This is a genomic window from Rhizobium sp. WSM4643, assembly GCF_025152745.1.
Taxonomy (GTDB): domain Bacteria; phylum Pseudomonadota; class Alphaproteobacteria; order Rhizobiales; family Rhizobiaceae; genus Rhizobium; species Rhizobium leguminosarum_I.
Map to the genome: position 1 here is coordinate 4,423,376 of NZ_CP104040.1, position 25,800 is coordinate 4,449,175.

Here is a 25,800-nt window from a genome sequence, read left to right on the forward strand (position 1 = left end):
CAACAAAAAGCCATGCTTGCCTTGCAGAGAGGAAAAAGAAGGACCACATTCCTTTCCGAAGAAAGGTCTCTAACCATGCAGAACATTCGCTCCATCTTCCTCATGCTTGCCGGCGCCACTGTGTTTGTGGCCATGCTGCTTCTCACCTTTTCGGTGACGCTCGCCGTCGGCGGCATCCTGACCGTGCTCATGGTCGGACGTGCGCTTTCGATGAAGATGAAGCCCGCTCCGGTTCGTGCCAAGGCAAATAACGGCCATCGCGAAATGCGGGTGTGGAACGACGGCCGCGGCACGATCATCGATCTCTGATCATCTTTTCGCTGAAAATTTGGCCGACACTGTCGCATCGCGCGTCCATGTTACGTCTTTGAAGCAGCCAGGCATTCAGCCGGCGCTTTAGAAACGAATGGAGGACAAGCATGGATACGACGACAGAGAGCAACCCGACCAAGATGCCACCGGTCAAGAATGGCCTGCTGCCCTATCTGACGATCGACGGCGCAGTGAAAGCTGCGGAATTCTACAAGAAGGCCTTCGGCGCCGAAGAGGCCTATCTCGTGCCGGTCGACGAAAGCGGCCGAACGATGCATGTGCATCTTTACATCAACGGCAGCTCCCTTATGCTGTCGGATGCCTATCCCGAACACGGTCATCCCTTCAAAGGCCATGAAGGCTTCGCCATTCAGCTGGTGGTCGACGATATCGATTTCTGGTGGAACCGTGCCGTGGCTGCCGGCGCCGAAATCGTCATGCCGGTCGAACTGATGTTCTGGGGCGACCGCTACGGCCAGCTTCGTGATCCGTTCGGCGTCCTCTGGGGCCTGAATGCGCCGTCCAAATAAGGGACAGGCTCAATCGGCGGATCGCGCGAAACGTCGCGTGGCCGCCGTCTGTGAAAAGATTCTCCTTCATTTCGGCGAAAAACTGGACTAGATGCAAATTCAGAAAGTAGATTTGCTGAAATGGAGCATGGATCATGGATAAATTCGTGAAGCTCACGGGCGTTGCAGCGCCGCTGCCGGTCGTCAACGTCGACACCGACATGATCATTCCGAAGGATTATCTGAAGACGATCAAGCGCACCGGCCTCGGCACCGGCCTCTTCGCGGAAGCCCGCTACAATGAGGACGGCTCAGAAAACCCGGATTTCGTGCTGAACAAGCCGGCCTACCGCGATGCCAAGATCCTCGTTGCCGGCGACAATTTCGGCTGCGGCTCCTCGCGCGAGCACGCCCCCTGGGCGCTGCTCGATTTCGGCATCCGCTGCGTCATCTCGACCAGCTTCGCCGACATCTTCTACAACAACTGTTTCAAGAACGGCATTCTGCCGATCAAGGTCAGCCAGGAAGATCTCGACAAGCTGATGGACGACGCCTCGCGCGGCTCCAACGCCATCCTCACCGTCGACCTCGAAAACCTCGAGATCACCGGTCCCGATGGTGGCTTGATCAAGTTCGATCTCGACGAATTCAAGCGCCACTGCCTGCTGAACGGTCTCGACGATATCGGCCTGACGCTGGAAAAAGGCAAGGCGATCGACAACTTCGAAAAGAAGAATGCCGCTTCGCACCCCTGGGCAGCCTGAGCCCAATCCAATCGATTACCGATCAAGCCGGGCATTTGCCCGGCTTTTTCTTTGGTGTGGGTCAAAGAAATTTTTCTTTCCAGCCCCTGAGTTTTTCGAGCGACACACCGATGCCGCCGCAGACTTCGATAAGCGGATGGTCGAAGCGCTGAAGCAGTCCGGCATGCACATCGGCAACGGCAAGGGCCGCGCCGCAAGCCGGCTCGACCAGAATGCGCTGCGCATCGGCAAATTTCAGGCAGGCGGCAACGGCATCGGCGTCGCTGACGACAACACTTTCAATCGGATGCTGCTTCGGCAGGTCGAAGACATGCTGCGCCACTTGCCGCGCGCCGAGCGAATTGGCAATCGAAGTAATGGCGGGAAGGGTGATGCGCTCATTCGCCCTGAGACTGGCGTTCAGCGAAGCCGCCCCTTCCGTTTCGACGGCGATAACAGGCACATCGAAAAGCCCGTTTCGCTTCAAGCCCTCGACAATGCCGGCAAGCAGCCCGCCACCGCCGACGCTGGTGACGACGCAATCGAATTTTGCCCCCTTCGCCACCACCTCGTCGATTAGCGTGGCATGGCCATCCCACAGAAGCGGATGGTCGAAGGGGTGCACATAGGTTGCCTTGCGGCTTCGGGCGAGTTCGACTGCATGGGCATTGGCCTCGTCGAAAACCGAACCATGAACGAGGACATTGGCGCCCGTTGCGGCAATCGTCTGGCGTACATCGGCCGCCGTCGTCTCCGGCACGACGATCGTGACCGGCACATCGAGCGCCCGGCCGGCATAAGCCGCCGCAATGCCGGCATTACCGCCAGAAGCACAGAAGATCTCGCGCGCGCCATTTTCCACCTCGTACTGGCAAAGCCGGCCGACACCGCGCAGCTTGAAGCTGCCGGAAGGCTGCAGCGCATCAAGCTTCAGCCAGAGCGGTTTGCCGCTGGCGCTATGGCCAGGTGCTGTCTGAACCAAGGGCGTGTCGAGATGGAGAGGTACGAAAGGCATGGGGAACCATCCAGGGAAATAAAGGTGGAGCCGCCTTTCTAATCCGTTTGCGGGCGCAGGAGCAATCATCGCTGCTCAGAGCGATGCGTACCGATTCACCGCTTCTGTCGCTTGAAATGCCCATTTCCGGGGTCTAAGAAACCGCAACTTGTTTTTCCCAGGAGGGTTTCATGACAGCGCGCAATCTTTTCCTGCTGCCGGGTGACGGCATCGGTCCCGAGGCCATGGGCGAGGTTCGCAAGATCATCGCCTATATGAACGAGGCGATGAATGCCGGTTTCGTCACCGACGAAGGCCTTGTCGGCGGCTGCGCCTATGATGCGCATGGTGCGGCGATCTCGGAAGCCGACATGCGGAAGGCGCTTGCCGCCGATGCCGTTCTCTTCGGCGCCGTCGGTGGCCCGAAATGGGATAGCGTGCCTTACGAAGTGCGCCCGGAAGCTGGCCTGCTGCGCCTGCGCAAGGATCTGCAGCTCTTCGCAAACCTGCGCCCCGCCATCTGCTATCCGGCCCTTGCTGCGGCCTCGTCGCTGAAGCCGGAGCTGGTCGAAGGTCTTGACATTCTGATCATCCGCGAGCTGACCGGCGGCGTCTATTTCGGCGAGCCGAAGGAGATCATCGACCTCGGCAACGGCCAGAAGCGCGGCATCGACACGCAGGTTTACGATACCTACGAGATCGAGCGCATCGCCGGCGTCGCCTTCGAAATGGCCCGCACGCGGCAGAATCGCGTCTGCTCCATGGAAAAGCGCAACGTCATGAAGTCGGGCGTGCTCTGGAACCAGGTGGTGACCGAGACGCACAAGGCAAAATATTCCGACGTCCAGCTCGAACACATGCTGGCCGATGCCGGCGGCATGCAGCTGGTGCGCCAGCCGAAGCAGTTCGACGTCATCGTCACCGACAACCTCTTCGGTGACATGCTCTCCGACGTCGCCGCCATGCTGACCGGCTCGCTCGGCATGCTGCCGTCGGCCTCGCTCGGCGCGCCTGACGGCAAGACCGGCAAGCGCAAGGCGCTCTACGAGCCGGTGCATGGCTCGGCCCCCGACATTGCCGGCAAGGGCATCGCCAATCCGATCGCCATGATCGCCTCATTCGCCATGTGCCTGCGTTACTCCTTCAATCTGGTGAAGGAAGCCGACGATCTGGAAAAGGCGATCGCCAACGTGCTCGACAAGGGCATCCGCACCGGCGACATCATGGCCGACGGCGCAAGACAGGTCGGCACCGTCGAGATGGGCGATACGATCCTCGCCGAATTCAAGACGCTTTCTGCCTGATATTTCACGTGAAACAGTTCCGGCCCTTCGCAGCATTCTTGCGGAGGGCTTTTTTCTCAAGGCCGCGAACCGCATCGGCTTGGTCGAATTATCCCAAACCGACTATCCTCGGCCACAATCTCGTGTATTTTTGCGCCGGATTTTAACGGGCGCATAACCTCGGCATTGGAAGCGATCTTCCAATGGATTATGCGCCAATTCAAAATAATAGAGCGTCCTTAGCGCGTCGTGGCACTTTAGGGCAAATTCGAACGGACGACGGAATGCGGGCATTTTGGGCTTCCCTGAACAGGCGCTGGCGCCGGAGCAGTGCCGGCATGCCGCCTTTGCGCTGGCAGGCCTGCCTCTTCCTCACGCTCAATGCCGTGATCCTTTCCATGCTGCTCTTCGACGCGCCGATCGGCGCCAGCGAGGCTCCTGCACCGGTGAAGCACCTCGGCGAGATGCTGACCGGCTTCGGTGATTCCGCCTGGCTGATCTACATCAGCATCCTGCTGTTCTTTCAGGGTCGGGCAGGCTACAAGCTTGTCAAGACGGCGCGCTCCAAGGCGCAGGCGCTGTATGTCAGCTGGATCGGCGCCTATCTCTTCACCACGGTCGTCTTCTCAGGCCTGCTCGCCAATCTGCTGAAGCGGGCGATCGGCAGGGCGCGTCCCGACCATTTCCACGACTACGGCATCTTTTCCTTCACGCCCTTCTCAGGCCATGCCGCTTTCGAAAGTTTCCCGTCCGGCCATTCCACCACGGTCGGCGCCTTCTTCGCCGCCTTCGCACTGCTGTTTCCACGCTATCGCGTTGCCTTCATCGTCTGCGCGATCTGGCTCGGCATGACACGTGTCATGGTCGGCGCCCATTATCCGAGCGACGTCATCGCCGGCCTTGCCTTCGGCGCCTGGTTCTCGCTGCTGACGGCGATCGTCTTTGCGCGCTGTGGCCTGCTCTTCAAGCTGGCGCCGGATGGCTGGCCGCTCGCCAAGCGCCTTTTCCCGACGCGAAAAAACCCGGCGCCTTGTGAGCGCCGGGCTTCTTTTCTTGAGCGCTGAGCGCCTCTCAATCCATTGCGTGGATATCCCTGTTCTTCGTTTCCGGCAGGAAGATCAGGCCGATCACCAGCGTGATCGTCGCAAAAACAATCGGGTACCAGAGACCGTAGTAGATATCGCCTGCGGCAGCGCTCATCGCGAAGGCCGTCGCCGGCAGCAGGCCGCCGAACCAGCCATTGCCGATGTGATAGGGCAGCGACATGCCGGTATAGCGGATGCGGGTCGGGAAGAGCTCGACCAGCAGAGCGGCGATCGGGCCGTAGACCATCGTCACATAGAGGACGAGGACGAACAGCACGGCAATCGTGCCGACCCAGTTGACGCGGTTGGGATCGGCGACCATGGCGAAGCTACCGCCGTTGGCGATGTTATAGACCGCCATGTCGGTGACGCCATTGGCCTCATCCGCGGTCAGCAGCTTGGTCTCGACCAGCTTGGCCGCCGGCACGGTTTCCTTCTCGCCGGCGCGCACGGCATCGGCATTGAGCGACAGTTCCGGATTGGCTGCGATAAAGGCATCGAGCTTGGCATCCGGCACTTTGACGGCGCCGCGGTTCAGCGGGTAGCCGGCATCGTGGAGCGCGATGTTGACACCCTTTTCGAAGGCGGCGGTCATGCTCTTGGCCTTGTCGCCGGCAGCGACGACGTCGAAGCTTGGGATCGTCGCGTTGCCGACCTTCACCGTTGCCGGCTGCCCGGCGGTACCGGGCACGACATCGTAAGGCACCGAATTTTTCGTCAGGAACGCCGTTGCCACGTCGCAGGAGCTGGTGAACTTGGCCGTACCGGTCGGGTTGAACTGGAACCGGCAATCGGCCGGATCAGCCGTCACCGTTGCCCGAATCGAAGCCTGCGCTTCGGCAAGCGCCGGGTTCGCCGTCCAGGTCATCGCCTTGAACAGCGGATTATAGGTCACCGCCGCGATGAGAAGACCTGCCATGATGATCGGCTTGCGGCCGATCTTGTCGGAGAGGCCGCCGAAGATGACGAAGAACGGCGTGCCGAGGAGAAGTGCGATGGCGACCATGACATTGGCCGAGAACAGATCCACCTTCAGCACGTTCTGCAGGAAGAACAACGCATAGAACTGGCCGCCGTACCAGACGACTGCCTGGCCCATGGTGGCGCCGAGCAGCGCGATGATCGCGATCTTGGCATTTTTCCACGTCCCGAAGGCCTCGGTCAGCGGCGCCTTGGAGCCTTTGCCTTCCGCCTTCATCCGCTGGAACGCCGGCGATTCGTTCATCTTCAAGCGGATCCAGACCGAAACGCCGAGCAGGACGACCGAGACCAGGAACGGAATGCGCCAGCCCCAGGCGGCAAACTGAGCCGCACCCATCAGATATTGCACAAAGACGATGACGATCAGCGACAGGAACAGGCCAAGCGTCGCCGTTGTCTGGATCCACGAGGTGAAGTAGCCGCGGCGCCCGTTCGGCGCATGTTCGGCGACATAGGTCGCCGCACCGCCATATTCACCACCCAGCGCCAGACCCTGGAGCAGGCGCAGCCCAATCAGGATGATCGGGGCGGCGATGCCGATCGTGGCGGCGCCCGGCAGGACGCCGACGAGGAAGGTCGACAGACCCATGATCATGATCGTCACCAGGAAGGTGTATTTGCGCCCGACGAGATCGCCGAGACGGCCAAACACCAGCGCGCCGAAGGGGCGTACCAGGAAGCCGGCGGCAAAGGCAAGCAGCGTGAAGATGTTGCGCGTTGCCTCAGGATATTGGGTGAAATAGGTCGCGCCGATATAGGTGGCGAGCGAACCATAGAGATAGAAATCGTACCATTCGAAAACGGTGCCGAGCGAAGATGCGAAGATGACCTTCTTCTCCTCGCCGGTCATCGGACCGGCCTTCGCGCCGTCGACGCTTGCGACATTTGCCATTGTCTGTCCTCCACAGAGTGATGAGCACGCGCGCGGCCTACTTTCCTCAAAGCATACCCCTGGCCACGACACGCCTGACGAGAGTGTGCCAGAAACCACAGATCAAAAAGAGAGATGCTTTGGGATTATGACTTTAGTCTAATGGCGCCACGCTTTGTCATGCGCATCAAGCTCGCCACCGCCGTGACGCCGCGGATTGTGATGTGGACCGTTACGCTCTCAACGCCTGCGCCGGCGATTGCCGGTAGGCGAGCACTGCCGGCAGCGCGGCAAGAATTGTGGCAAAGGCAAGCAGCACTGCCGCAAGCCAGGCGTCTTCCCGCGCGAAGCCGACCGGCATGGCGACCCCACTCGTTTGTGAGAGCATGCCGGACAAGATGAGGGCCGCGGCATAACCGAGCGCGAATCCGAGTGCGATGCCAATTGCCACCAGGAAGAAGAATTCCAGCCAGACGATGCCGAAAATCGCGCCGCGCGGGGCGCCGAAGGCCCTCAGCGCGCCAATCTGACGGCGGCGCTGGCCGATATGGATGACCGTGACCAGCACCAGCGAGGCTGCGACGAGAGCTTGCGCGCCGGAGGCGACCGCGACGAGGATCTGTTTGGCGTCGCCGAGCGTGGCATAGAGATTGGTCAGCACCTCGCCGGGAAAGACGGCGACGGTATTGCCGCTGCGATAGTCCTGCCGCAGCTTGTAGGCATCGGCGATCGTCTTCGGCTTGACGAGAATGGCGGGAAGGCCGGGAGCTTCCGCAGTCCAGCTCTCATCAAGCGCGGCATCGGGATCGGCTTTCCCGTGATGCCCATGCCCATGATCGGCGCTGGCTTCCTCATGCTCATGATCATGTAGATCCTCGGCGCCATTCTCCGCATGCTCCTTCGCCTCCATGCCATGGATGTGCCAGACGGCCTGGATCGGAACGAGAATCGCTCGGTCCCAGGTGGTGCCGGTCGGCCGCAAACGGCCGGCGATATGATAGACGAGCTCGGTATGGGTCTCGCCGCCCTCTTCCAGCGATCCGTGCATCGGCTTGATCTCGCCGCCGAGCGGCAGCTTGACGGCCGAGCCGATCACCGCCTCGCCCTCGCGCGCAAAAATCTTGCCTTCTGCTAAACCGCCGGACAGGTTCTGCGCCAGCATGGTCGTTGTGCCGACGATCGGATAGCCGGAGAAGGAATCGCCAAAGCCGATCGGGGCTGCCCAATCGACCCGTGGATCCGCGGCAAGCTTGCCCAGGACCTCGCCCGGCATCAGCGGCAGCGGCGAGGGCTGCAGGAAGACGGAGGACAGTACGAGCTGCGTCTCGCTGCCGCCGGCGCCGATCACAAGATCGAACTTGTCGGCAGCGCGGGCGCTGCCGAGGCGAAGCGCCCGCTCTTGCAGGACGACGGAAACGCCAAGCGCGGTCGCAAGCGCCACGAGCAGCACGACCACCAGCGACCCCGCCCAGAGGCGACGAAGATCGGAAAGGATGAAGCGGATCATGCAGCCTCTCCCGCCGTCGTCGCGGAATCTTCGCTGATCCGACCGGAACCGAAGGTGATGCGCCGGTCGAGGCGGTTGGCCAAGCGATGGTCGTGTGAAACGACAATCAGCGTGCTGCCCTCGGCAATGGCCAGATCGAGGATGAGATCGCCGACCGCCTCGCCGCTTTCGGCATCGAGGCTTGCGGTCGGCTCGTCGGCGATGATGACGCCAGGCTTGCGCAGCAGTGCTCGGCCGATCGCCACGCGCTGCATCTCGCCGCGTGACATGGTTTCGATTTTCTGGCCGGGGCGGGAAAGACCGACCGTCCTCAAAAGTGCATGCGCCCGCTCGATGACATCACCTGTCGCAGCGTCGGCGAGCCGCGCCGGCAGCAGCACGTTTTCCACCGCCGACAGGCCGGGAAAGAGATGGAACTCCTGCATGACCAGGCCGATATTTGCAGCACGGAACCGGTCGCGCCGGCTTTCTGAAAAAGCCGCGATATCCTCGCCGTTCCAGCGGATGCGGCCTTGCCGTGTCCGCTCCAGCCCGGCAACGATATTGACGAAGGTGCTCTTGCCGGAGCCTGACGCGCCTGTAATGGCGACCCTGCTGCCTGCATCGATCGACAGCCGGCCGATCGCCAGTGCCGGCGAGGACAGGCCCGGGAAGGTGACGGTCAGGTTTTCGATATCGAGAGCGAGCATATTGGTTCAGACGGCGAAATATTCGGCCTGGCGGATTCGCAGCAGGCTGACAAAGCCGGTGTCCGGATCCGTCCACGAACCATATTCCAGCGTGCCGCGCACTTCGATCGTCTGGCGCGACTGCACGAAGGTCTGTTTCTCCAAGAGATAGACGACCACGATATTATCAGGCCAGTCCGCATCCGAGGAACAAAAGGGGCAGAGCGACATCGGCACTTCGGTCAGCACGAAGAACTGGGCCTCGGCCTTCAATGGCGGCGCCATGAAGCCCTTCATACTGATGTCCTGACCGGCAAGGCGCTTCACCTTGTCTGAGAATTCAAGGCCGAGCACGCCGAACTTGCCGTAGAGCTCACCGAACGCAAGCGAAGAATCGGCAGCGCGAACGAGGGAAGCGGTGAGGGGAAGCATAATGGCGGCGCCGATCAGCCGGCGGCGGCTGAGATGCAACGAAGAAACTGTTTCCATGGCGACCTCCAAGAAGCAAATCCCGGCCGCTGAACGGCCGGGACCATGATCGATGAAAGAGGCAAGGCCGGCAAGCGGCCTTGCCAGATCAGTTGGTCTGCTTGGCGCCGAGAGCGAAGGCGTCGGCGAGCACGCGATAGACGTCGCTCTGTTCCAGGTAGCCGTGGAAGCCTTCAGCGCCCGGACCAGCCGACTGCAGAACGACGTCGTCGACCGCATGGACGCCGCTCTCGCTGCTTTTGGGAAGATTGCCCTGAACGAAGACTGCGCCGGGAACATCCTTATACTGTTCGTTGGCGACATATTCCTTCTTTTCGTTCTGGACAGCCGGAACGAAGGGACCATCAAGCTTCGGACGGAAGGTCTCGTAGTGGTCAGGGCCGTTGTTGGCGCTGAGAAACAGTCGGCGGCTGACGTCGATCTTATCGGGATAGCCGTCGCCGTTTTCGTCCTTGTAGTTCGGGAAGCCGGCTTCGGCATAGGTCCCGACCTTTTCGCGCATTTCCGTGCCGGGCTTTTCATCATCGACGGTGCCGATGATGGATACGCCATGCGTGTGGTCGCCGGTGACGACGATCAGCGTGTCCGGATGCGCCTTCTGGAAGTCGCGGGCAACGCCGATCGCCTGGTCGAATTCGATGGTTTCGATAACGGCGCGATCCCAATCGAGCGGATGGGACATTTTGTCGATCGAGGAGCCTTCGACCATCAGGTAGAAGCCATCAGGATTCTTGGAAAGGCGGTCGAGCGCAACCTTGGTCATGGCGACGAGACCCGGCTGGTTCGGGAACTTGTCGACGGTGCCCTTCTTCAGGAACTCGCGATCAAGCGTGACGTCCATATTGCCGGTGTGGAACAGGCCAAGGAGATTGCCTTCAGCCGATGCATTGGCTGCGAGCTCGTTCTTGTCGGTCGCTAGCTTGTAGCCAGCATCCTGGAAAAGCTTGATGTAATCTTGATTGTCCTTGCGCTTGGAACCGGGAACTTCTTTGCCGAGGAAATAGGCCGAGCCGCCGCCAAGCAGGACTTCCGGCTTGACGTCCAGCAGCATGCCGACGATGTCGGCCTTGTCGCCGCGGTTGCGGGTGTGGGATACGACCGCAGCCGGCGTGGCGTCTTCGACCTCCGCCGTTGCAACGATGCCGATCGCCTTCTTGGTCAGGCGGCGAACGGCTTCCGCGAAGGTTTCAACGCGCGGGTCATCGAGAGAGGCCGGCGTACGGTCCGCATAGACGCCGATCGCGTTGACGGCCGTCTTGTGGCCCGTCATGTAGGCGGACATGGTGTTGGCCGAGTCCGTGGCAACGGCGTTCGTCGCCGACGTGCCGATAAAAGCCATGCGATCGAGATCGTCCATATTCAGGCGGCCATTCGCCTTACCTTCGGTCATGCCCTTGGACATGATGCGGGCAGCGGTGCGATGTGCAACGGAAAGCCCGTCGCCGAGCAGGAAGATGATGTTCTTGGCCTTCGGCTGGGCTGCCGTTTCGTAAACGTTCCAGGTGACGGACTTCGTTTCGTCTCCGGCCGCGACTTCGATCTTGTAGTCGCCCGGCGCGGAAATCTTCAGGCCACGCAGCAGGATAGCGGAGCCGAGAGCCTTGTCGTCCTTGCCTTTTTCCAGTTCGACGAACTGCGCCTCGCCCCCGAGAACGGTCTTGTAGTCCTGGCCATTGACGGTGATCTTCACGTCTTCGGGCTTGACCTGCTTGTTGAGCTCAACCTTGAAATCGAACGGCGAACCGGCAAGGATCGTCGCGCGATCAAGCGGATAGACCGTCGTCGCCTGAGCGGCGCCCGCAAGGATGGTGGTGGCCGCAAAGGCGGCGAGAAGCGTACGCATGGAAAACCCCCGTTTTCGTTGCAGACATTAACAACCCGGCCGGGATACCTCCCGAGGATGACATCGGCATGACAAAATGTCGCAGGATTGCGGCCGCCGCTTTCACCTGCAGGCTCTGAGCGCAAAAACCTTGACTCCTGTGGAAAACCTTCTAAGAGCAACACCGGAAAAGGAATCTCCATGGTTCGCGACGAACACGCCATTGCCGAATGCAATGACCGGGCACGGGTTGCCGGGGTGGATATTGCCGTTCCGGTTTCTGCCAAAACCAAGGCCAAAACGACGACGAAAACCGTCTGACGTCTCTGGCCTGCCGCTCTCTCCCCGGCTCGGCTGGGGACAGGAAGACGCGATTGATCGCGCCTTTCCCCTCACCGGACAAGAGGAGAGAAGAGAAAGAGAGCTTGAGAAATGGGTTTCAAAGTAGCAGTTGCGGGAGCGACCGGAAATGTTGGCCGGGAGATGCTCAACATCCTCTCGGAGCGTGGCTTCCCCGCCGATGAGGTCGTGGCACTCGCATCCTCGCGTTCGCAGGGCACCGAGGTTTCCTTCGGTGACCGGACGCTGAAGGTCTCCAATCTGGAGAATTACGATTTCTCCGATACCGACATCTGCCTGATGTCGGCCGGCGGCGAGATTTCCAAGAAGTTCTCCCCGAAGATTGGCCAGCAGGGCTGCATTGTCATCGACAATTCCTCGGCTTGGCGCTACGACGCCGACGTGCCGCTGATCGTGCCGGAAGTGAACCCGGATGCCATCAGCCAGTTCACCAAGCGCAACATCATCGCCAATCCGAACTGCTCGACCGCCCAGCTGGTGGTGGCGCTGAAGCCGCTGCATGACTTCGCCAAGATCAAGCGCGTAGTCATCTCGACCTACCAGTCGGTCTCCGGCGCCGGCAAAGACGGCATGGACGAGCTCTTCAATCAGACGCGCGCCGTCTTCGTCGCCGATCCGATCGAGAACAAGAAGTTCACGAAGCGTATCGCCTTCAATGTCATCCCGCACATCGACGTCTTCATGGAGGACGGCTACACCAAGGAAGAATGGAAGGTGCTGGCCGAGACGAAGAAGATGCTCGACCCGAAGATCAAGGTGACCTGCACGGCGGTGCGCGTGCCGGTTTTCATCGGTCATTCGGAATCGGTCAACATCGAATTCGAAAACGAGATCACTGCCGATCAGGCCCGCGACATCCTGCGCGATGCACCGGGCTGCCTCGTCATCGACAAGCGCGAGGATGGCGGCTACATCACGCCATATGAATCCGCCGGCGAGGATGCGACCTACATCTCTCGCATCCGCGAGGACGCAACGGTCGAAAACGGCCTCAACATCTGGGTGGTCTCCGACAATCTGCGTAAGGGTGCTGCGTTGAACGCCATCCAGATCGCCGAGCTGCTCGTCAATCGTGGTCTCGTCAAGCCGCGAAAGCAGGCCGCCTGATACCATTTGTAAACCATAATGTGCTAAAGCCCTGCTGATGATGAAGGCAGGGCTTTTTGCCGATTTGTGGACGCTTCTGTCCATAAGCGCTTGCTGAAAAAGGCGGTCGTGACAACATCGCCTTCGGCTGGCATTCTGCCCGGCATCAAGCCAAAGCATGCCGTCCAAAACCGTGCAGCGGTTCGGGACAGCGACATGAACAGAACGAAGACTTTGAGCGCGTCGCATGGCCCCGATCGGCCGCGGCGCGCTTCAGTAGATCGGAAGCGGGGTTTCTCATGCGCATGACAACATTCTTTCTGGCGGCGTTTACGGCGGCGGGCGTCCTGCACGCGCTGCCGGCGGCGGCCCAGGGCGCTCAATGCGGCAATAATAGCAGCGGTTTCGGTGCATGGGTCGCCGACTTCAAGCAGGAAGCGGCGGCAAACGGCGTCAGCCGCTCGGTCCTCGACCGCGCCTTCGCCAACGTCAATTACAACAGGCCGACAATTGCCGCCGACCGAGGCCAGAAGAGCTTCAAGCTCTCCTTCGACGCTTTCATGCAGAAGCGCGGCGGGGCCGCCGTCATCTCCCGCGGCCGCAGCATGAAGGCCGCCAACCAGGCACTTTTTGCCTCGATCGAGCGCCGTTTCGGCGTTCCGGCCGGCCCGCTGATCGCGATCTGGGGCATGGAGACCGGTTTCGGCAGCTATATGGGCAACCAGCATACGCTGTCGGCTGTTTCGACCCTTGCCTATGACTGCCGTCGTTCGGACTATTTCACCGACCAGCTCTATGCAGCACTCCAGCTCGTCTCCGAGGGCTATCTGAGCCCGCAGGCCAAGGGTGCCGCCCATGGTGAAATCGGCCAGACGCAGTTTCTGCCGCGCAATGTCGTGCGCTTCGGCGCCGATGGCGACGGCGACGGCCGCGTCGACATGGTCGGTTCCCGCGCCGATGCCCTGGCCTCGACCGCGAATTTCCTCAAGGGCCACGGCTGGCGCGCCGGCGCCGGCTATCAGCCCGGAGAGCCGAATTTCGTCGCCATCCAAGGCTGGAACGCCGCCAGCGTCTACCAGCAGGCGATCGCCTATATCGGTCAGCAGATCGACGGCAGATAGGCTCTCATCGATAAGAATACTCGAAACGCCGCTGCGATATGCGGCGTTTTTCATACGCGGGAATCAAAGCCGCCGCCGGACAATCGCCACGCTGATCAAAACGTCGGTCGTGCGCGACCAATTGACGGCGAGCTTAGCAACAATCCTTAAAAAACCGATAAACCGGCATGTCCCTAGATTTCGGGACGAATGAAGTCGCGTGTCTCGGCGTCCATGACCCAGAGTTCACCGGTCGAAATGTCGAACCAGGCGCCGTGGAGATGAAGGCTTCCCGCTTCCTCGAGAGCCTTGATGTCGGGGAAGCTTCTGAGATTGTTGATCGAATTGCGGATGGAGACACGCTCAAGCGCCGTCTGCCGCTCGGCCGCCGTCATCACGTCGTTGCTCTGGATCTGCTCGGCGGCCGGTCTGACCAGCGACATCCAACGGCCGATGAAATCGCCAGGCGACAGCGGTTCGGCATTCGGGTCGAGCGCTGCGCGGATGCCGCCGCAGCGTCCATGGCCCATCACGACGATATCCGAGACCTTCAGCGCCTGTACCGCAAATTCGAGCGCGGCCGAGGTCGAGTGGAAATGGCCGTCCGGCTCGTAGGGCGGCACCATGTTGGCGACGTTGCGAATGACGAAGAGCTCGCCCGGGCCGGCATCGAAGATCAGCTCCGGTGCCGCGCGGGAATCCGAACAGGCAATGACAAGCGTATGGGGGTCCTGACCGTTTTCGGCAAGCTGCCGATACCTGTCGCGGGCGTCGGCATAACGCCCGTTCATGAAGTTGCGATAGCCGTCCAGAAGAGGTGTTGGAAAACGCTGCATGCTTTCTGGATTAGCGCGCGCGGAAGACAAGATCAACTGCTGCACTGCAAAATGAACATATCGGCAAATGCGTCATTTTTTCCGCCGCTGCGCCGGGTGCATGAGCCGGCGCATCTGCACCATGGCCATCGGCGTCGAAAGGCTGGAAGCATCGCTTGCCAGCATCAACTCGTTGCTGCCGCGCTTGACGGCACGCGCAAGAACCTCGAAGACGCTGGCGGTGGCAAGCTGCAGCGCCTTTTCGTCCTCGAGCCCGGAAAGCAGGCGCGACAGGAAGACGGCGGCCAGCAGGTCGCCGAGACCATTCGGCGGGTTTTCGACGACGCGGTGCTCGGCAAGAAGCGCGTGGCGACCGGAAAGATAAAGATTGCCGGTACCGCCCGCCATCATCGGCACGGCTGAAGTGACGAGCATGCGCGATGGTCCGAGCGCGAGCGCCGCCTCCATGATCGTGCCGTTGTCTTCGAGGGCCGCCCCCGAAAGCCATGCGAGCTCGTAGCGGTTCGGCGTCGCCAGCGAGGCGAGCGGAATGAGATGATCGCGAATGGCCTCTGCGGTCGCTTCCGGCACATAAAGTCCGCCGAGATCGCCCATGACAGGATCGCAGACATAAAGCAGCTCAGGATTGTTTTGCCTGAGCGCACCGATCAGCCGGGCGACGGAGCGCGCCTGGGCGGCATTGCCGAAATAGCCTGAAAGCACTGCCTTGACTTCGCCGATCCAGGGCGCGCGGATCAGATCGTCGATCGCCGCGTCGAAATCCGCTTCGGCGAAAGTCAGCCGTGTCGAGCGGCCGTGGCCGGGATGCCAAGGCAGCACGATGGTCGGCAGCGCCCAGACCGGATGACCGAGCGTCTCCAATGCAAACACCGCCGCCCGATTGCCAACCGAGCCCCGGACCACATGGCTCGAAATGACGATGACTGCGCCCGCTGCATTTTCCGACATGATACCCAAGATCCGAATGATGACCGCGTTTGATGATCTTTTTGACGCCACGCTGTCAACCATTCTTCACGCGAGCATGGAAATGTCCGGCGGAACGAAAAACCGGAAGACGCGACTTTCGCTTTCGTTTGGCAAAGAAATCGGAAAATTTCTTACAAACTCTCGTTTCCAGCGCCAATAAAGCGTCAAAACATTCCTTCGGACCTCTCTTTTAGAGATTTTTTCGAAGAATCTTCTGCTAGCTTGCAAAAAATCAGACATTGAGGGAGGCGATCCATGGCTGCCAGAAACAATCCGAAACGGGAAAAGCAGATCGAAAGCGCGCGCAAGATCGCCAAGGCGACAGGCGAGGCGCATCTCGATCCGGCAATTCTCTTCGGCCGGGCAAGCAATGACGATCTCGAACTCTATACGCCGGAAATGCTGGCACTCTCCGCCGTGCATTCGGCAAAGGAACTCGCCGCCTGGAACGGCAAGGCGCCCCGCGTCAGCATCGACACGATTGCCGATGTGACGCCTGGTGGCATCGCGGTCTCGGTGCTGTCAGTCACCGACCAGAATATGCCTTTTCTGTTTGAATCGGTCATGGGCGAAGTGACGAGCACCTATCGCGACCTGTTCATGGCCGTGCATCCCATCCTGGTCATGGAGAAGGGCAAGGCGCCGGCGCTTTATTCTGCCGATCACCCGAGCGATCCGGCCAACCGCGTCAGCCATATCCAGCTTCATGTTGCGCCGCTCAATTCCGCCCAGGCGGCCGATCTCGTCAAACGCATCGAAAAAGTGCTCGAACAGGTCCGCCTGTCGGTGTCCGACTGGAAGCCGATGCTTGCCAAGCTCGACGGGGTGATCGCCGAGCTTTCGGCGAATGCCGCCGGCCGTAGGAAGGCCGAACATGCCGAGGCGGTGGCCTTCCTGACCTGGCTGCGCGACGAGAATTTTACGTTTCTCGGCATGCGCGAATATGTCTATTCGGGCAAAGGCGCTGACGCCAAGGTTGAGCGCGACAAGGGTGCTGGCCTCGGCATCCTCTCCAATCCCGATGTTCTGGTGCTGCGCACGGGCAAGGACGCTGTGACCACCACGCCTGAGATCCTCGCCTTCCTCGACGGCCCCGACTTTTTGATCGTCACCAAGGCCAATGTGAAATCGATCGTCCATCGCCGCGCCTATATGGATTATGTCGGCGTCAAACGTTTCGACGCCGAGGGCAACGTCACCGGCGAACTGCGCGTCGTCGGCCTTTTCACCTCGACGGCCTATACGTCGCTTGCCTCCGAAATCCCGCTGCTGCGGTCCAAGATCGAGAAGGTGAAGGAACATTTCGGCTTCGATCCGATGAGCCATTCGGGCCGCATGCTCGACAACACGCTGGAATCCTATCCGCGCGACGACCTTTTCCAGATCGACACGACGCTGCTCGCAAGTTTTGCCGAGCAGATCAACGACCTGGCCGATCGGCCGCGCGTGCGCGTCCTGCCGCGCATCGACCATTTCGACCGCTTCGTCTCGGTGATCGTCTACGTGCCGCGCGAGGAATATGACTCGATCGTCCGCGAACGGATCGGCACCTATCTGAAGACTGTCTATGACGGCCGTGTCTCTGCCTATTACCCGGCTTTCCCGGAAGGGGGCGTGGCGCGCGTGCATTTCATCATCGGCCGCTCCGGCGGTAAGACGCCACGCATTCCGCAGGCAAAGCTCGAGCAGGTGATCCGCGAGATCACCGCCCGCTGGGACGACCGTTTCGAGGCGCTGGCCGGGGCCAAGGCGCCGAAGATATCGGTCGACCAAGCCTTCCAGGATTCCTTCACTCCGGAGGAAACCGTGGCAGACCTCGCCGATATCGGCGCCTGCGCCGCCGGCGAGCCGCTGCGCATCCAGTTCTACCATCGTCAGGAAGAACAGGGCCGCGTCCTTTCGCTGAAGATCTTTCACGCCGGCGGCCAGCTGGCGCTGTCGCGCCGCGTGCCGCTTCTCGAGAATCTCGGCTTCAATGTCGTCAGCGAACGCACCTTCGACATCGGGGTACCGGCCGCCGATGGAGAAAAGAAACTCGTCGTGCTGCACGATATGGAACTCGAGGCCCGCAATGGCGGAGAGATCGATCTGCAGCGTTACGGCGCCGCCCTCGAGGAAGGCTTCGTCGCCGCCTTCGCCGGGACGATCGACAATGACAGCTTCAACCGGCTGATCCTTTCAGCCGGTCTCTCCGCGCGCGAGACGAACGTTCTGCGCGCCTATGCGCGTTATCTCCGCCAGGCCGGCATCGCCTATTCGCAGGATTATATCGCAACGACCCTCGACAAATATCCTGGTGTCGCCGCTGCTATCTTTCGTCTCTTCCATGACACGCTCGACACCACGCTTTCGGAAAAGGCTCGCGTCAAGAAGCTTGCCGAACTGCACCAGGCGATCGAAGCCGAGCTTGCCGACGTGCCGAGCCTCGACGACGATCGTATCCTGCGCCGTTACGTCAATATCGTCGATGCGACGCTGCGCACCAATTATTTCCAGAAGAACCCGGATGGCTCGCCGAAGCCGATGCTGGCCTTCAAGCTCGATCCGCATCTGGTGGACGGGCTGCCGCAGCCGAAACCCTTCCGCGAGATTTTCGTCTACGGCGTCGAAGTAGAAGGCGTGCACCTGCGCTTCGGCAAGGTGGCGCGCGGCGGCCTGCGCTGGTCGGATCGCGCAGAGGATTACCGCACCGAAGTGCTCGGCCTCGTCAAGGCCCAGCAGGTCAAGAACGCGGTCATCGTGCCGGTCGGCGCCAAGGGCGGTTTCTATCCGAAAAAGCTTCCCGTCGGCGGCAGCCGCGACGAGATCTTCAATGCCGGCCGCGAGGCTTACAAGACCTATATCCGTACGCTGCTTTCGATCACCGACAATATATCGGGCGCCGATATCGTGCCGCCGAAGGATACGGTCAGGCTCGATGGCGACGATCCCTATTTCGTCGTCGCCGCCGACAAGGGCACCGCGACCTTCTCCGACACCGCCAATGCACTGGCACAGGAAGCCGGCTTCTGGCTGGACGATGCCTTTGCCTCCGGCGGCTCGGCCGGTTACGATCATAAGAAGATGGGCATCACTGCCCGCGGCGCCTGGGAAACCGTGAAACGCCATTTCCGGGAAATGGACATCGATATCCAGGCGACGCCCTTCACCGTCGCCGGCGTCGGCGACATGTCGGGCGACGTCTTTGGCAACGGCATGCTGCTCTCTCCCAAGATCCGGCTCATTGCCGCCTTCGATCACCGCGACATCATCATCGATCCGGACCCCGATATGGAAAAGACGCTGGCCGAACGCCAACGGCTCTTCGACCTGCCGCGTTCAAGCTGGCAGGATTTCGACAGAAACGTGCTGTCGAGGGGTGCGATGATCATCTCCCGCGCGGCGAAATCGGTCACGCTGACGCCGGAAGCGGTTGCCGCGATCGGCATCGACAAGGCCGTGGCGACGCCCTTCGAGATCATGATGGCGATCCTGAAGAGCCCGGTCGACCTGCTCTGGTTCGGCGGCATCGGCACCTATGTGAAAGCGCCGTCCGAAACCGACACCGATGTCGGCGACCGCGCCAACGACCCGATCCGCATCACCGCGGTGGAGGTGCGCGCCAAGGTGATCGGCGAGGGCGCAAACCTCGGCGTTACCCAGAAAGGCCGCATCGCCTACGGACTGAAGGGCGGGCGCTGCAATTCCGACGCCATCGACAACTCGGCCGGCGTCAACACATCGGACGTCGAGGTCAATATCAAGATCGCGCTGGCAGCCGCCATGCATGACGGACGCCTGACGCGCGCAAAACGCGACCAGCTTCTTTCCTCGATGACGGGCGAGGTAGCGACCCTGGTGCTGCGCAACAACTACCTGCAGTCGCTGGCAATCTCCCTGACGGAACGCAAGGGCACGGCAAACGGTCTGCAGCTTGGCCGCTTTATGAGCGTGCTCGAGGGCGCTGGCCAGCTGAACCGCAAGGTCGAGACGTTGCCGGACGACCAAACGCTGGCCGAACGTTATACGGCCGGCAAGCCGCTGACCCGGCCGGAAATCGGCGTGCTGGTGTCTTATGCCAAGATCGTGCTCTTCGATGCGCTGGCCGCAAGCGACCTACCTGACGATCCCTATTTCATCGCAACGCTTATGAATTATTTCCCCGTGAAGATGCAGAAGTCGAACGCCGGTGATATCGCCAGCCACCGCCTGAAGCGCGAGATCGTCGCGACCGTACTTGCCAACGAAGCGATCAACCGCGGCGGGCCGAGCTTCATCGTCGCCATGATGGACGCGACGGCGGCTTCGGCTCCAGAAGTGGTGCGCGCCGCGATCGTTGCCCGCGACGGTTTCGACCTGACCCGGCTCTGGGCCGAAACGGATGCTCTCGACGGCAAGGTTTCCGGTGATATGCAGAACCGTATCTATGAGGAGATCAGCCATAGCTTTACCGTATTGACGCGCCTGCTCCTGAAGACCGGGATGACCAAGGCGGATATGGCAGAAGTGATTAGCCGGCTGCAGGTTGCCTTGAAGAAGCTGAAGCCTGCCTTCGCCGAACAGGCGGGCGGCGATGTTGCAGCCCGCCAGGCGGAATACAGTCAGGCCGGCGTGCCCGAAAAACTTGGCGCCGAGATCGCCGGCCTCCAGGGCTTCGCGCTGGTGCCTGAGATCATGCAGATCGCCGAGCGTACAGGCGAGCCCCTGGTGCGCGCCGCCGAAAACTACTTCGCGGTGTCGCAGACCTTCCGTATCGGCAGATTGCTGGCGGCGGGCGGGCGGATCCTCACCTCCGACCATTATGAGAATCTGGCGCTTGCCCGCAGCATCGATCAGATCGCCAGCGCAAGACGCGACATCGTCATCTCGGCTCTTTCCGATCACGGCAAGGAAAAGCTTCCCGTACAAGCCTGGCATGCCCAGGATCGCATCCGCATCAACCGTATCCTCGAGGAGCTTTCAAGCCTCAGCGACGGCGGCGATCCCAATCTCGCGCGCATTACCGTTGCTGCAGGTATCCTCACCGATCTTGCGCGCGACCGGGCGAGGTGAGACAGTCCGCGTCAAAACAAGGAGCGGATGTTGAATCGCATTGACTGGACAGGAACGCAGCCGCCGAAGGCCACCGAGAAGGGCATCTGGGGGTGGATGTTCTTCGACTGGGCAGCACAGCCCTTCTTTACCGTGGTCACAACCTTCATCTTCGGACCCTATTTCGTTTCCCGCCTGACCGATGACCCGGTTTCCGCCCAGACGACGTGGAGCAACATGGCGACGATCTCCTCGGTGATCATCGCCCTGCTCTCACCCGTCCTCGGCTCGATCGCCGACCAGTCCGGCGCGCGCAAACCCTGGATCGGCTTCTTCGCGATCATCAAGATCGCCAGCCTCTTCTGCCTCTGGTTCGCAGCCCCCGGTTCGCCTGTTGTCTATCCCGTCATTTTCATGATCCTCGCCTCGATCTCGGCCGAGTTTTCGATCGTCTTCAACGATTCGATGATGCCGCACCTGGTCGGCAAGCACGAGGTCGGCAAGCTCTCCAACACCGCCTGGGGGCTCGGTTATCTCGGCGGCATCATCGTGCTCATTGCCGTCGTGACGCTTTTGGCGGCGAGCCCTGAGACCGGCAAGACCATCCTCGGCCTCGATCCGCTATTCGGCCTCGATCCTCAGACCGGTCAGGATGCACGCATCACCGGGCCGATCTCGGCCGTCTGGTATCTGATCTTCATCCTGCCGATGTTCTTCTTCACGCCGGATGTCGGCAGGGGTCTTCCCTTCGGCACCGCCGTCCGCTCCGGCTTGCGGGAACTCAGAAACACGCTCAGCGAACTCCGGGAGCGCCGCGGCATCCTGACATTCCTCATCGCCCGCATGATCTATCAGGACGGCGTCAACGGCCTGCTGATCCTTGGCGGTATCTTCGCAGCCGGCATGTTTGGCTGGGCAACGATCGAGATCGGTATCTACGGCATCATCCTGAATATTGTCGCGATCTTCGGCTGCCTGATCGCCGGCCGCGTCGACAAGGGCGTCGGTTCGAAGGTAACCGTCGTCATCAGCCTCACCATGCTGCTTCTCGCCACCATCGGCATCATCTCGACAGGACCGGGTTACACCCTGTTCGGACTGATGCCGCTGCCGACGGCCGATTCCGGCGGCCTTTTCGGCACTTCGGCGGAAAAGGCCTATATCCTCTATGGTCTGCTGATCGGGCTCGCCTTCGGGCCGGTGCAGGCCTCGTCGCGCTCTTATCTTGCCCGCAGCGTCAGTCCGGAGGAAGCCGGCCGCTACTTCGGCATCTACGCGCTTTCGGGCCGTGCCACGAGTTTCATGGCGACGCTGCTCTTCTCGCTGGTGACCTATATGAGCGGATCACCGCGGCTCGGGATGGCAACGCTGATCCTGTTTCTTGCCGGCGGACTGGTGCTCTTGTTCCGTACACCCTATCCGGCCGACCGGGCATAGCAATCAGCTCTGCCCTGGCCGACGGCGGCGTACAATCACTCAGTGCCGGAAATGGCGCATGCCGGTAAAGACCATTGCGACGCCGTGTTCGTTAGCGGCATCAATGACCTCCTGGTCGCGCATCGATCCGCCCGGCTGGATAACCGCCGTCGCCCCTGCCGCGATCATCGACAAAAGACCGTCGGCAAAAGGCAGGAAGGCTTCGGAGGCAACCGCCGACCCGTGCGTCATCGGCACTGCAAGGCCAAGCGCCTTGGCGGCCTCTTCGGCCTTCAGCGCGGCGATGCGGGCGGAATCGACCCGGCTCATTTGGCCTGCGCCGATACCGGCGGTCTGGCCGTCCTTGGCATAGACCACGGCATTCGATTTCACATGTTTGCCAACCTTGAAGGCGAACTTCATGTCATCAAGTTCCCGTGCCGTCGGCGCGCGCTTGGTGACGACCTTGAGTTCCAGATCCTCGACCATGCCGTTGTCGCGGCTTTGGACCAGCAGGCCGCCGGAAACGGTCTTTGCCGTCAGGCCCGCGGCACGCGGATCAGGCAGCCCGCCGGCGGACAGCAGCCGCAGGTTCGGCTTACGGGCGACGATCGCCTTTGCCTCCTCCGTGACATCGGGCGCGATGATCACTTCGGTGAAGAGCTTGACGATCTCCTCAGCCGTTTCGGCATCCAGCGTCCGGTTGAGGGCGATGATGCCGCCGAAGGCGGAAACGGAATCGCAGGCGAGCGCCCGCCGATAGGCCTCGACCAGGCTGGATCCGGTGGCGACGCCGCAGGGATTGGCATGTTTGATGATCGCGCAGGCCGGCGCCTTCTCAGGCAGGAACTCGGCGACCAGTTCGTAGGCGGCATCCGTATCGTTGATGTTGTTGTAGGAGAGCTGCTTGCCCTGGAGAAGAGCGGCCGTCGAAACACCCGGGCGCTTCTCGCCGGTGACATAGAAGGCGGCCTTCTGATGCGGGTTTTCGCCGTAGCGCATCTCTTCCTTCAGCGCGCCGCCGATGACCCGGTGGCGCGGCGTGTCGATCGACAGCGCCTCGGCGAACCAGTTGGAGATCATTGCATCATAGGCGGCGGTGCGGGCATAGGCCTTGGCGGCCATCCGCTGGCGGAAGGCATAGGCGGTCTTGCCGTCATCTGCGGAAAGCTGCTCCAGCAGTTCGGCATAATCGGCCGGATCTGTCAGGGTCGTCACATAGGCATGGTTCTTGGCCGAGGCGCGGATCATCGCCGGACCGCCGATATCGATATTCTCGACGGTCGTCGGATAGTCGCCGCCGGCCGCACGCACCTCCTCGAAGGGATAGAGGTTGATGACGGCGAGGTCGATGCCCTCGATGCCGTGCTTTTTCATCGCCTCCTGGTGTTCACCGTCGTCACGGACCGCCAGCAGGCCGCCATGCACCATCGGATGCAGCGTCTTGACCCGTCCGTCCATGATCTCGGGAAAACCAGTGATTTCGGAGACATCGGTGACGGCAAGACCGGCAGCAGTAATCGCTTTATAGGTGCCGCCGGTCGAAAGCAGCCGCACACCTCTGGCAGACAAGGCGTGGGCGAGGTCGACGATGCCGGTCTTGTCGAAGACGGAGATGAGCGCGGTCTTGATTTCGACCTTGTCGGGGGCGGGGATCTTTTTGGAAATGACGGCCATGAAACCTTCTCCGTTCGGGCTTCGGGAGGACATCCGCAAGGGACGTTCGCATGCTGGCGCCGCGTTAGCACAGGTTTGCCGCCACGCAAACAGGCGTCAGAGCAGATGTCGAAAAGCACGAGCTATTTTTGGATAGCATCATACCTTACTTTTTTGGTGTGGGTGCGATCCCAATCTTCGGCCACTCGGCTGAAATCATCCGCCTCTAGCTTTTACGAGATAGGAACCAGCGGATTTCTGTCTTCTCGGCAAGATCGAAGTCGATTTCGATCTGGTCCGAACCGCAGATGCCGGAGCTGTCGGCGAAGAAAATATCCTCGGCGATCAGCACTTCATTGCCGGGCGCCGAAAACAGCCAGCTTTCGCCGTCCGGCGCCGTCAGCAGCACGGACTCTCCGTCACTCTGATGCAGGACGATCGAGGGATGGATATGAAAACGGGCGACGGCCTTCAGAGGCTCGTCATGCTCATGTCCTTCGCGGACGACGAGCCGGTCGCGGCCTGTCACGATCGAGCCTGCGGCATTGAGCGTCAGCTCACGCTCGTGCAGCACCCCGAACACCCTGAGATAACCGTCATGGCTGAGCTTGATGCCGTCGCGTCCGTCCTCGGTTTCGGCACGTTCGACAGTGATTGTTCTCACCGGTTCGGTAATCGCGTGACTGAGGAAGGGTGAGGGCGAAAAACGGCTGGATGAGGTGTCGTTGAGGATGACGGTCGAATGTGCCGCCGTCGTGCGCGCCATCTGGACATAGCGGTGCCCGGCAAATTTCGGCGAACCGGAATTGACGATGAAGCGATGGCGGCCGGACGACATCTCGAAGGAGAGGCTGCCCGCGTGCGCGGTCCGAAGCGCGCCTCCCGAAGGCGGCGTGCCGGTATCGGCAATGATCACCGTCTTGCCCCCCGAAAGCCGCTGATAACGCGAATGCGGCAAAGCCTTGAACGGCTGGCCGGCTGTCTCGTCATATCGCAGCACGGACATCAGCTCGTTTGCGAGCGTCGACGTCGCCCCGTTGAAGAGCGCCAGATCCCCGTCCTGATGGCGAAAAAACCGCAGTGCCGGATAGATGCGGTCTATGCCGGAGATCAGCTTCTGCGGCAGGTCATGGCCGAGATTGACATAGGTCTGCCGGAGCGGCAGCAGATCGAGCAGCAATTCCAGCCCAACGCGCGGATTGCGCGACACATGGCCGCCATCCGGTAGAATCTGGCTGTCGAATTCGCGGTCGAGCGCCTGCGCCGCCCTTCTCAGTGTAGAGGCGCGCGCCGGCATGGCGACGGAGGCCATGGCGAGCGCGATACGCAGCCGAAACAGCTCCAAGCCACCGAGAGTAAACGGCGCCATCCGGTGCAGGAACCTTACCTGGAACGCCAGCGATTTCATGAAGCGACGATAGAAGCCGCGGTCGGCGTTCTGCAGCACCACCGGCGAATGCGACAGCCAGGCGATAACGCGTTGGGCGGTGACGTCGGTCTCCCAGGCAATCCCCTCCATACGTCCGGCATGGATGGAAAGCCAGCTGTCGACGATCGCGCGGGCGGCAGCCGAACTGCGCTCCGTCTTGTTCGCCCGCATATGCCGCAGCCAGCCGAAGCTATGAAGACGGATCGCGAAGGGGCGCGAGGGCAGGGTGAAGGTGAAGGGCGACTTCTCGCTGGTTTCCAGCATGCGCCCGGCCAGGAGAAAACGTCCGTTGAGAATCTCGTCGGCCACATGCGGATCGATGCTGCGCAGATCGGTCGGCGCGACGATCAGGCGCTCGGGCACCTTGATCGAATGACGAAAGAGCTTCAGGCGCAGCAACGCGACGCGGCGCAAGGCGCGCCGCCAAGCCTCCCGAACATACATGCTCGCAAAACGTCGACCGGACTGCATATTCTATTGTCTATTGACCCTCGTGGTTAAGAATAGGTGAAAAGTGGCCGATTTCATCGTCCGCAATGAATTAATTCGTGACAAGGTTCGAATATACGCACATTAACGCGTTTCACCTGAAATCATGCGGGGGTTTTGGAGAGCGGCATGCGTGAAACGAGGCGATGAAACGCCTCGTATAGCCCAGGCTCACCGCCAGCGCT

The 25,800-nt window shown here is 61.1% G+C and carries 20 protein-coding genes; 10 read left to right on the forward strand and 10 right to left on the reverse strand.

Going from position 1 to position 25,800, the window contains the following annotated elements; all coding sequences use genetic code 11:
* Window positions 1-75: 75 nt before the first annotated feature.
* The 3 genes from N1937_RS21795 (at window position 76) to leuD (ending at window position 1,585) form a co-directional block, all read left to right on the forward strand.
* Window positions 76-309, forward strand: a complete 234-nt coding sequence (locus tag N1937_RS21795) for a hypothetical protein (RefSeq protein WP_162114985.1) — start codon at window positions 76-78, stop codon at window positions 307-309.
* 110 nt (window positions 310-419) lie between these two features.
* Window positions 420-842 (forward strand): VOC family protein, encoded by a 423-nt coding sequence (locus tag N1937_RS21800; protein ID WP_260056949.1) that lies wholly within the window; start codon window positions 420-422, stop codon window positions 840-842.
* Window positions 843-976: 134 nt separating this feature from the next.
* Window positions 977-1,585, forward strand: coding sequence for a 3-isopropylmalate dehydratase small subunit (leuD, locus tag N1937_RS21805; protein ID WP_130675953.1), 609 nt, complete (start codon window positions 977-979; stop codon window positions 1,583-1,585).
* Between the two features lie 61 nt (window positions 1,586-1,646).
* Here the strand turns inward: leuD and N1937_RS21810 are convergent, their stop codons facing one another.
* A complete protein-coding gene (locus tag N1937_RS21810; RefSeq protein ID WP_260056950.1) occupies window positions 1,647-2,579 on the reverse strand; it encodes a pyridoxal-phosphate dependent enzyme in 933 nt (310 codons plus the stop codon).
* A gap of 170 nt (window positions 2,580-2,749) precedes the next feature.
* On the opposite strand from N1937_RS21810, the gene leuB reads away from it, so the two are divergent.
* The gene (leuB, locus tag N1937_RS21815; protein ID WP_162114982.1) at window positions 2,750-3,862 is read left to right on the forward strand and encodes a 3-isopropylmalate dehydrogenase; all 1,113 of its coding nucleotides are present in this window, start codon (window positions 2,750-2,752) and stop codon (window positions 3,860-3,862) included.
* A 263-nt stretch (window positions 3,863-4,125) separates the two neighbouring features.
* Window positions 4,126-4,905 (forward strand): lipid A 1-phosphatase LpxE, encoded by a 780-nt coding sequence (lpxE, locus tag N1937_RS21820; protein WP_260056951.1) that lies wholly within the window; start codon window positions 4,126-4,128, stop codon window positions 4,903-4,905.
* Window positions 4,906-4,912: 7 nt separating this feature from the next.
* On the opposite strand, the gene N1937_RS21825 is transcribed toward lpxE, so the two are convergent.
* From N1937_RS21825 to N1937_RS21845, 5 genes are all read right to left on the reverse strand, one after another.
* Window positions 4,913-6,799: an MFS transporter gene (locus N1937_RS21825; protein ID WP_162114980.1), complete on the reverse strand. Its 1,887-nt coding sequence runs from the start codon at window positions 6,797-6,799 to the stop codon at window positions 4,913-4,915.
* A gap of 211 nt (window positions 6,800-7,010) precedes the next feature.
* Window positions 7,011-8,285, reverse strand: coding sequence for an FtsX-like permease family protein (locus N1937_RS21830; protein ID WP_260056952.1), 1,275 nt, complete (start codon window positions 8,283-8,285; stop codon window positions 7,011-7,013).
* Entirely contained in the window at window positions 8,282-8,974 is a 693-nt protein-coding gene (locus N1937_RS21835) for an ABC transporter ATP-binding protein (RefSeq protein WP_260056953.1), read from the reverse strand. Before N1937_RS21835 ends, N1937_RS21830 begins: the two co-directional genes overlap by 4 nt.
* A gap of 6 nt (window positions 8,975-8,980) precedes the next feature.
* Window positions 8,981-9,442: a hypothetical protein gene (locus N1937_RS21840; protein WP_017966035.1), complete on the reverse strand. Its 462-nt coding sequence runs from the start codon at window positions 9,440-9,442 to the stop codon at window positions 8,981-8,983.
* Window positions 9,443-9,530: 88 nt separating this feature from the next.
* Window positions 9,531-11,285, reverse strand: a complete 1,755-nt coding sequence (locus N1937_RS21845) for an alkaline phosphatase (protein ID WP_260056954.1) — start codon at window positions 11,283-11,285, stop codon at window positions 9,531-9,533.
* Window positions 11,286-11,372: 87 nt separating this feature from the next.
* On the opposite strand from N1937_RS21845, the gene N1937_RS31435 reads away from it, so the two are divergent.
* From N1937_RS31435 to N1937_RS21855, 3 genes are all read left to right on the forward strand, one after another.
* A complete protein-coding gene (locus tag N1937_RS31435) occupies window positions 11,373-11,585 on the forward strand; it encodes a hypothetical protein (protein WP_017966033.1) in 213 nt (70 codons plus the stop codon).
* Window positions 11,586-11,696: 111 nt separating this feature from the next.
* A complete protein-coding gene (locus tag N1937_RS21850) occupies window positions 11,697-12,731 on the forward strand; it encodes an aspartate-semialdehyde dehydrogenase (protein WP_017966032.1) in 1,035 nt (344 codons plus the stop codon).
* A 278-nt stretch (window positions 12,732-13,009) separates the two neighbouring features.
* Window positions 13,010-13,831 (forward strand): lytic murein transglycosylase, encoded by an 822-nt coding sequence (locus N1937_RS21855; protein ID WP_162114974.1) that lies wholly within the window; start codon window positions 13,010-13,012, stop codon window positions 13,829-13,831.
* A gap of 173 nt (window positions 13,832-14,004) precedes the next feature.
* Here N1937_RS21855 and N1937_RS21860 read toward each other — a convergent pair whose 3' ends face one another.
* Complete coding sequence (locus tag N1937_RS21860; protein WP_020486152.1) at window positions 14,005-14,646, reverse strand: carbonic anhydrase; 642 nt, start codon at window positions 14,644-14,646, stop codon at window positions 14,005-14,007.
* A gap of 72 nt (window positions 14,647-14,718) precedes the next feature.
* Window positions 14,719-15,594 carry a pyridoxal kinase PdxY gene (pdxY, locus tag N1937_RS21865; RefSeq protein WP_162114972.1) on the reverse strand — a complete coding sequence of 292 codons (876 nt, stop codon included), beginning with the start codon at window positions 15,592-15,594 and terminating at the stop codon, window positions 14,719-14,721.
* Between the two features lie 276 nt (window positions 15,595-15,870).
* Between pdxY and N1937_RS21870 the strand changes: the two genes are divergently transcribed.
* Together N1937_RS21870 and N1937_RS21875 are read left to right on the forward strand one after the other, a co-directional pair.
* Complete coding sequence (locus N1937_RS21870) at window positions 15,871-20,646, forward strand: NAD-glutamate dehydrogenase (RefSeq protein WP_260056955.1); 4,776 nt, start codon at window positions 15,871-15,873, stop codon at window positions 20,644-20,646.
* 27 nt (window positions 20,647-20,673) lie between these two features.
* Window positions 20,674-22,062 (forward strand): MFS transporter, encoded by a 1,389-nt coding sequence (locus N1937_RS21875; protein WP_260056956.1) that lies wholly within the window; start codon window positions 20,674-20,676, stop codon window positions 22,060-22,062.
* Window positions 22,063-22,101: 39 nt separating this feature from the next.
* On the opposite strand, the gene purH is transcribed toward N1937_RS21875, so the two are convergent.
* A complete protein-coding gene (purH, locus tag N1937_RS21880; RefSeq protein WP_260056957.1) occupies window positions 22,102-23,718 on the reverse strand; it encodes a bifunctional phosphoribosylaminoimidazolecarboxamide formyltransferase/IMP cyclohydrolase in 1,617 nt (538 codons plus the stop codon).
* Between the two features lie 205 nt (window positions 23,719-23,923).
* Window positions 23,924-25,597: a heparinase II/III family protein gene (locus tag N1937_RS21885; RefSeq protein WP_260056958.1), complete on the reverse strand. Its 1,674-nt coding sequence runs from the start codon at window positions 25,595-25,597 to the stop codon at window positions 23,924-23,926.
* Between the last annotated feature and the right edge of the window lie 203 nt (window positions 25,598-25,800).

Bases quoted from the DNA above. Each gene is read 5' to 3' on its own strand.
- purH (WP_260056957.1), bottom strand. From the start codon at position 23,718: ATGGCCGTCATTTCCAAAAAGATCCCCGCCCCCGACAAGGTCGAAATC.
- N1937_RS21825 (WP_162114980.1), bottom strand. From the start codon at position 6,799: ATGGCAAATGTCGCAAGCGTCGACGGCGCGAAGGCCGGTCCGATGACC.
- N1937_RS21870 (WP_260056955.1), top strand. From the start codon at position 15,871: ATGGCTGCCAGAAACAATCCGAAACGGGAAAAGCAGATCGAAAGCGCG.
- N1937_RS21795 (WP_162114985.1), top strand. From the start codon at position 76: ATGCAGAACATTCGCTCCATCTTCCTCATGCTTGCCGGCGCCACTGTG.
- N1937_RS21855 (WP_162114974.1), top strand. From the start codon at position 13,010: ATGCGCATGACAACATTCTTTCTGGCGGCGTTTACGGCGGCGGGCGTC.
- N1937_RS21810 (WP_260056950.1), bottom strand. From the start codon at position 2,579: ATGCCTTTCGTACCTCTCCATCTCGACACGCCCTTGGTTCAGACAGCA.
- N1937_RS21840 (WP_017966035.1), bottom strand. From the start codon at position 9,442: ATGGAAACAGTTTCTTCGTTGCATCTCAGCCGCCGCCGGCTGATCGGC.
- N1937_RS21875 (WP_260056956.1), top strand. From the start codon at position 20,674: ATGTTGAATCGCATTGACTGGACAGGAACGCAGCCGCCGAAGGCCACC.
- N1937_RS21830 (WP_260056952.1), bottom strand. From the start codon at position 8,285: ATGATCCGCTTCATCCTTTCCGATCTTCGTCGCCTCTGGGCGGGGTCG.
- N1937_RS21845 (WP_260056954.1), bottom strand. From the start codon at position 11,285: ATGCGTACGCTTCTCGCCGCCTTTGCGGCCACCACCATCCTTGCGGGC.
- N1937_RS21860 (WP_020486152.1), bottom strand. From the start codon at position 14,646: ATGCAGCGTTTTCCAACACCTCTTCTGGACGGCTATCGCAACTTCATG.
- lpxE (WP_260056951.1), top strand. From the start codon at position 4,126: ATGCGGGCATTTTGGGCTTCCCTGAACAGGCGCTGGCGCCGGAGCAGT.
- N1937_RS21800 (WP_260056949.1), top strand. From the start codon at position 420: ATGGATACGACGACAGAGAGCAACCCGACCAAGATGCCACCGGTCAAG.
- N1937_RS21850 (WP_017966032.1), top strand. From the start codon at position 11,697: ATGGGTTTCAAAGTAGCAGTTGCGGGAGCGACCGGAAATGTTGGCCGG.
- N1937_RS21835 (WP_260056953.1), bottom strand. From the start codon at position 8,974: ATGCTCGCTCTCGATATCGAAAACCTGACCGTCACCTTCCCGGGCCTG.
- leuB (WP_162114982.1), top strand. From the start codon at position 2,750: ATGACAGCGCGCAATCTTTTCCTGCTGCCGGGTGACGGCATCGGTCCC.
- leuD (WP_130675953.1), top strand. From the start codon at position 977: ATGGATAAATTCGTGAAGCTCACGGGCGTTGCAGCGCCGCTGCCGGTC.
- pdxY (WP_162114972.1), bottom strand. From the start codon at position 15,594: ATGTCGGAAAATGCAGCGGGCGCAGTCATCGTCATTTCGAGCCATGTG.
- N1937_RS21885 (WP_260056958.1), bottom strand. From the start codon at position 25,597: ATGCAGTCCGGTCGACGTTTTGCGAGCATGTATGTTCGGGAGGCTTGG.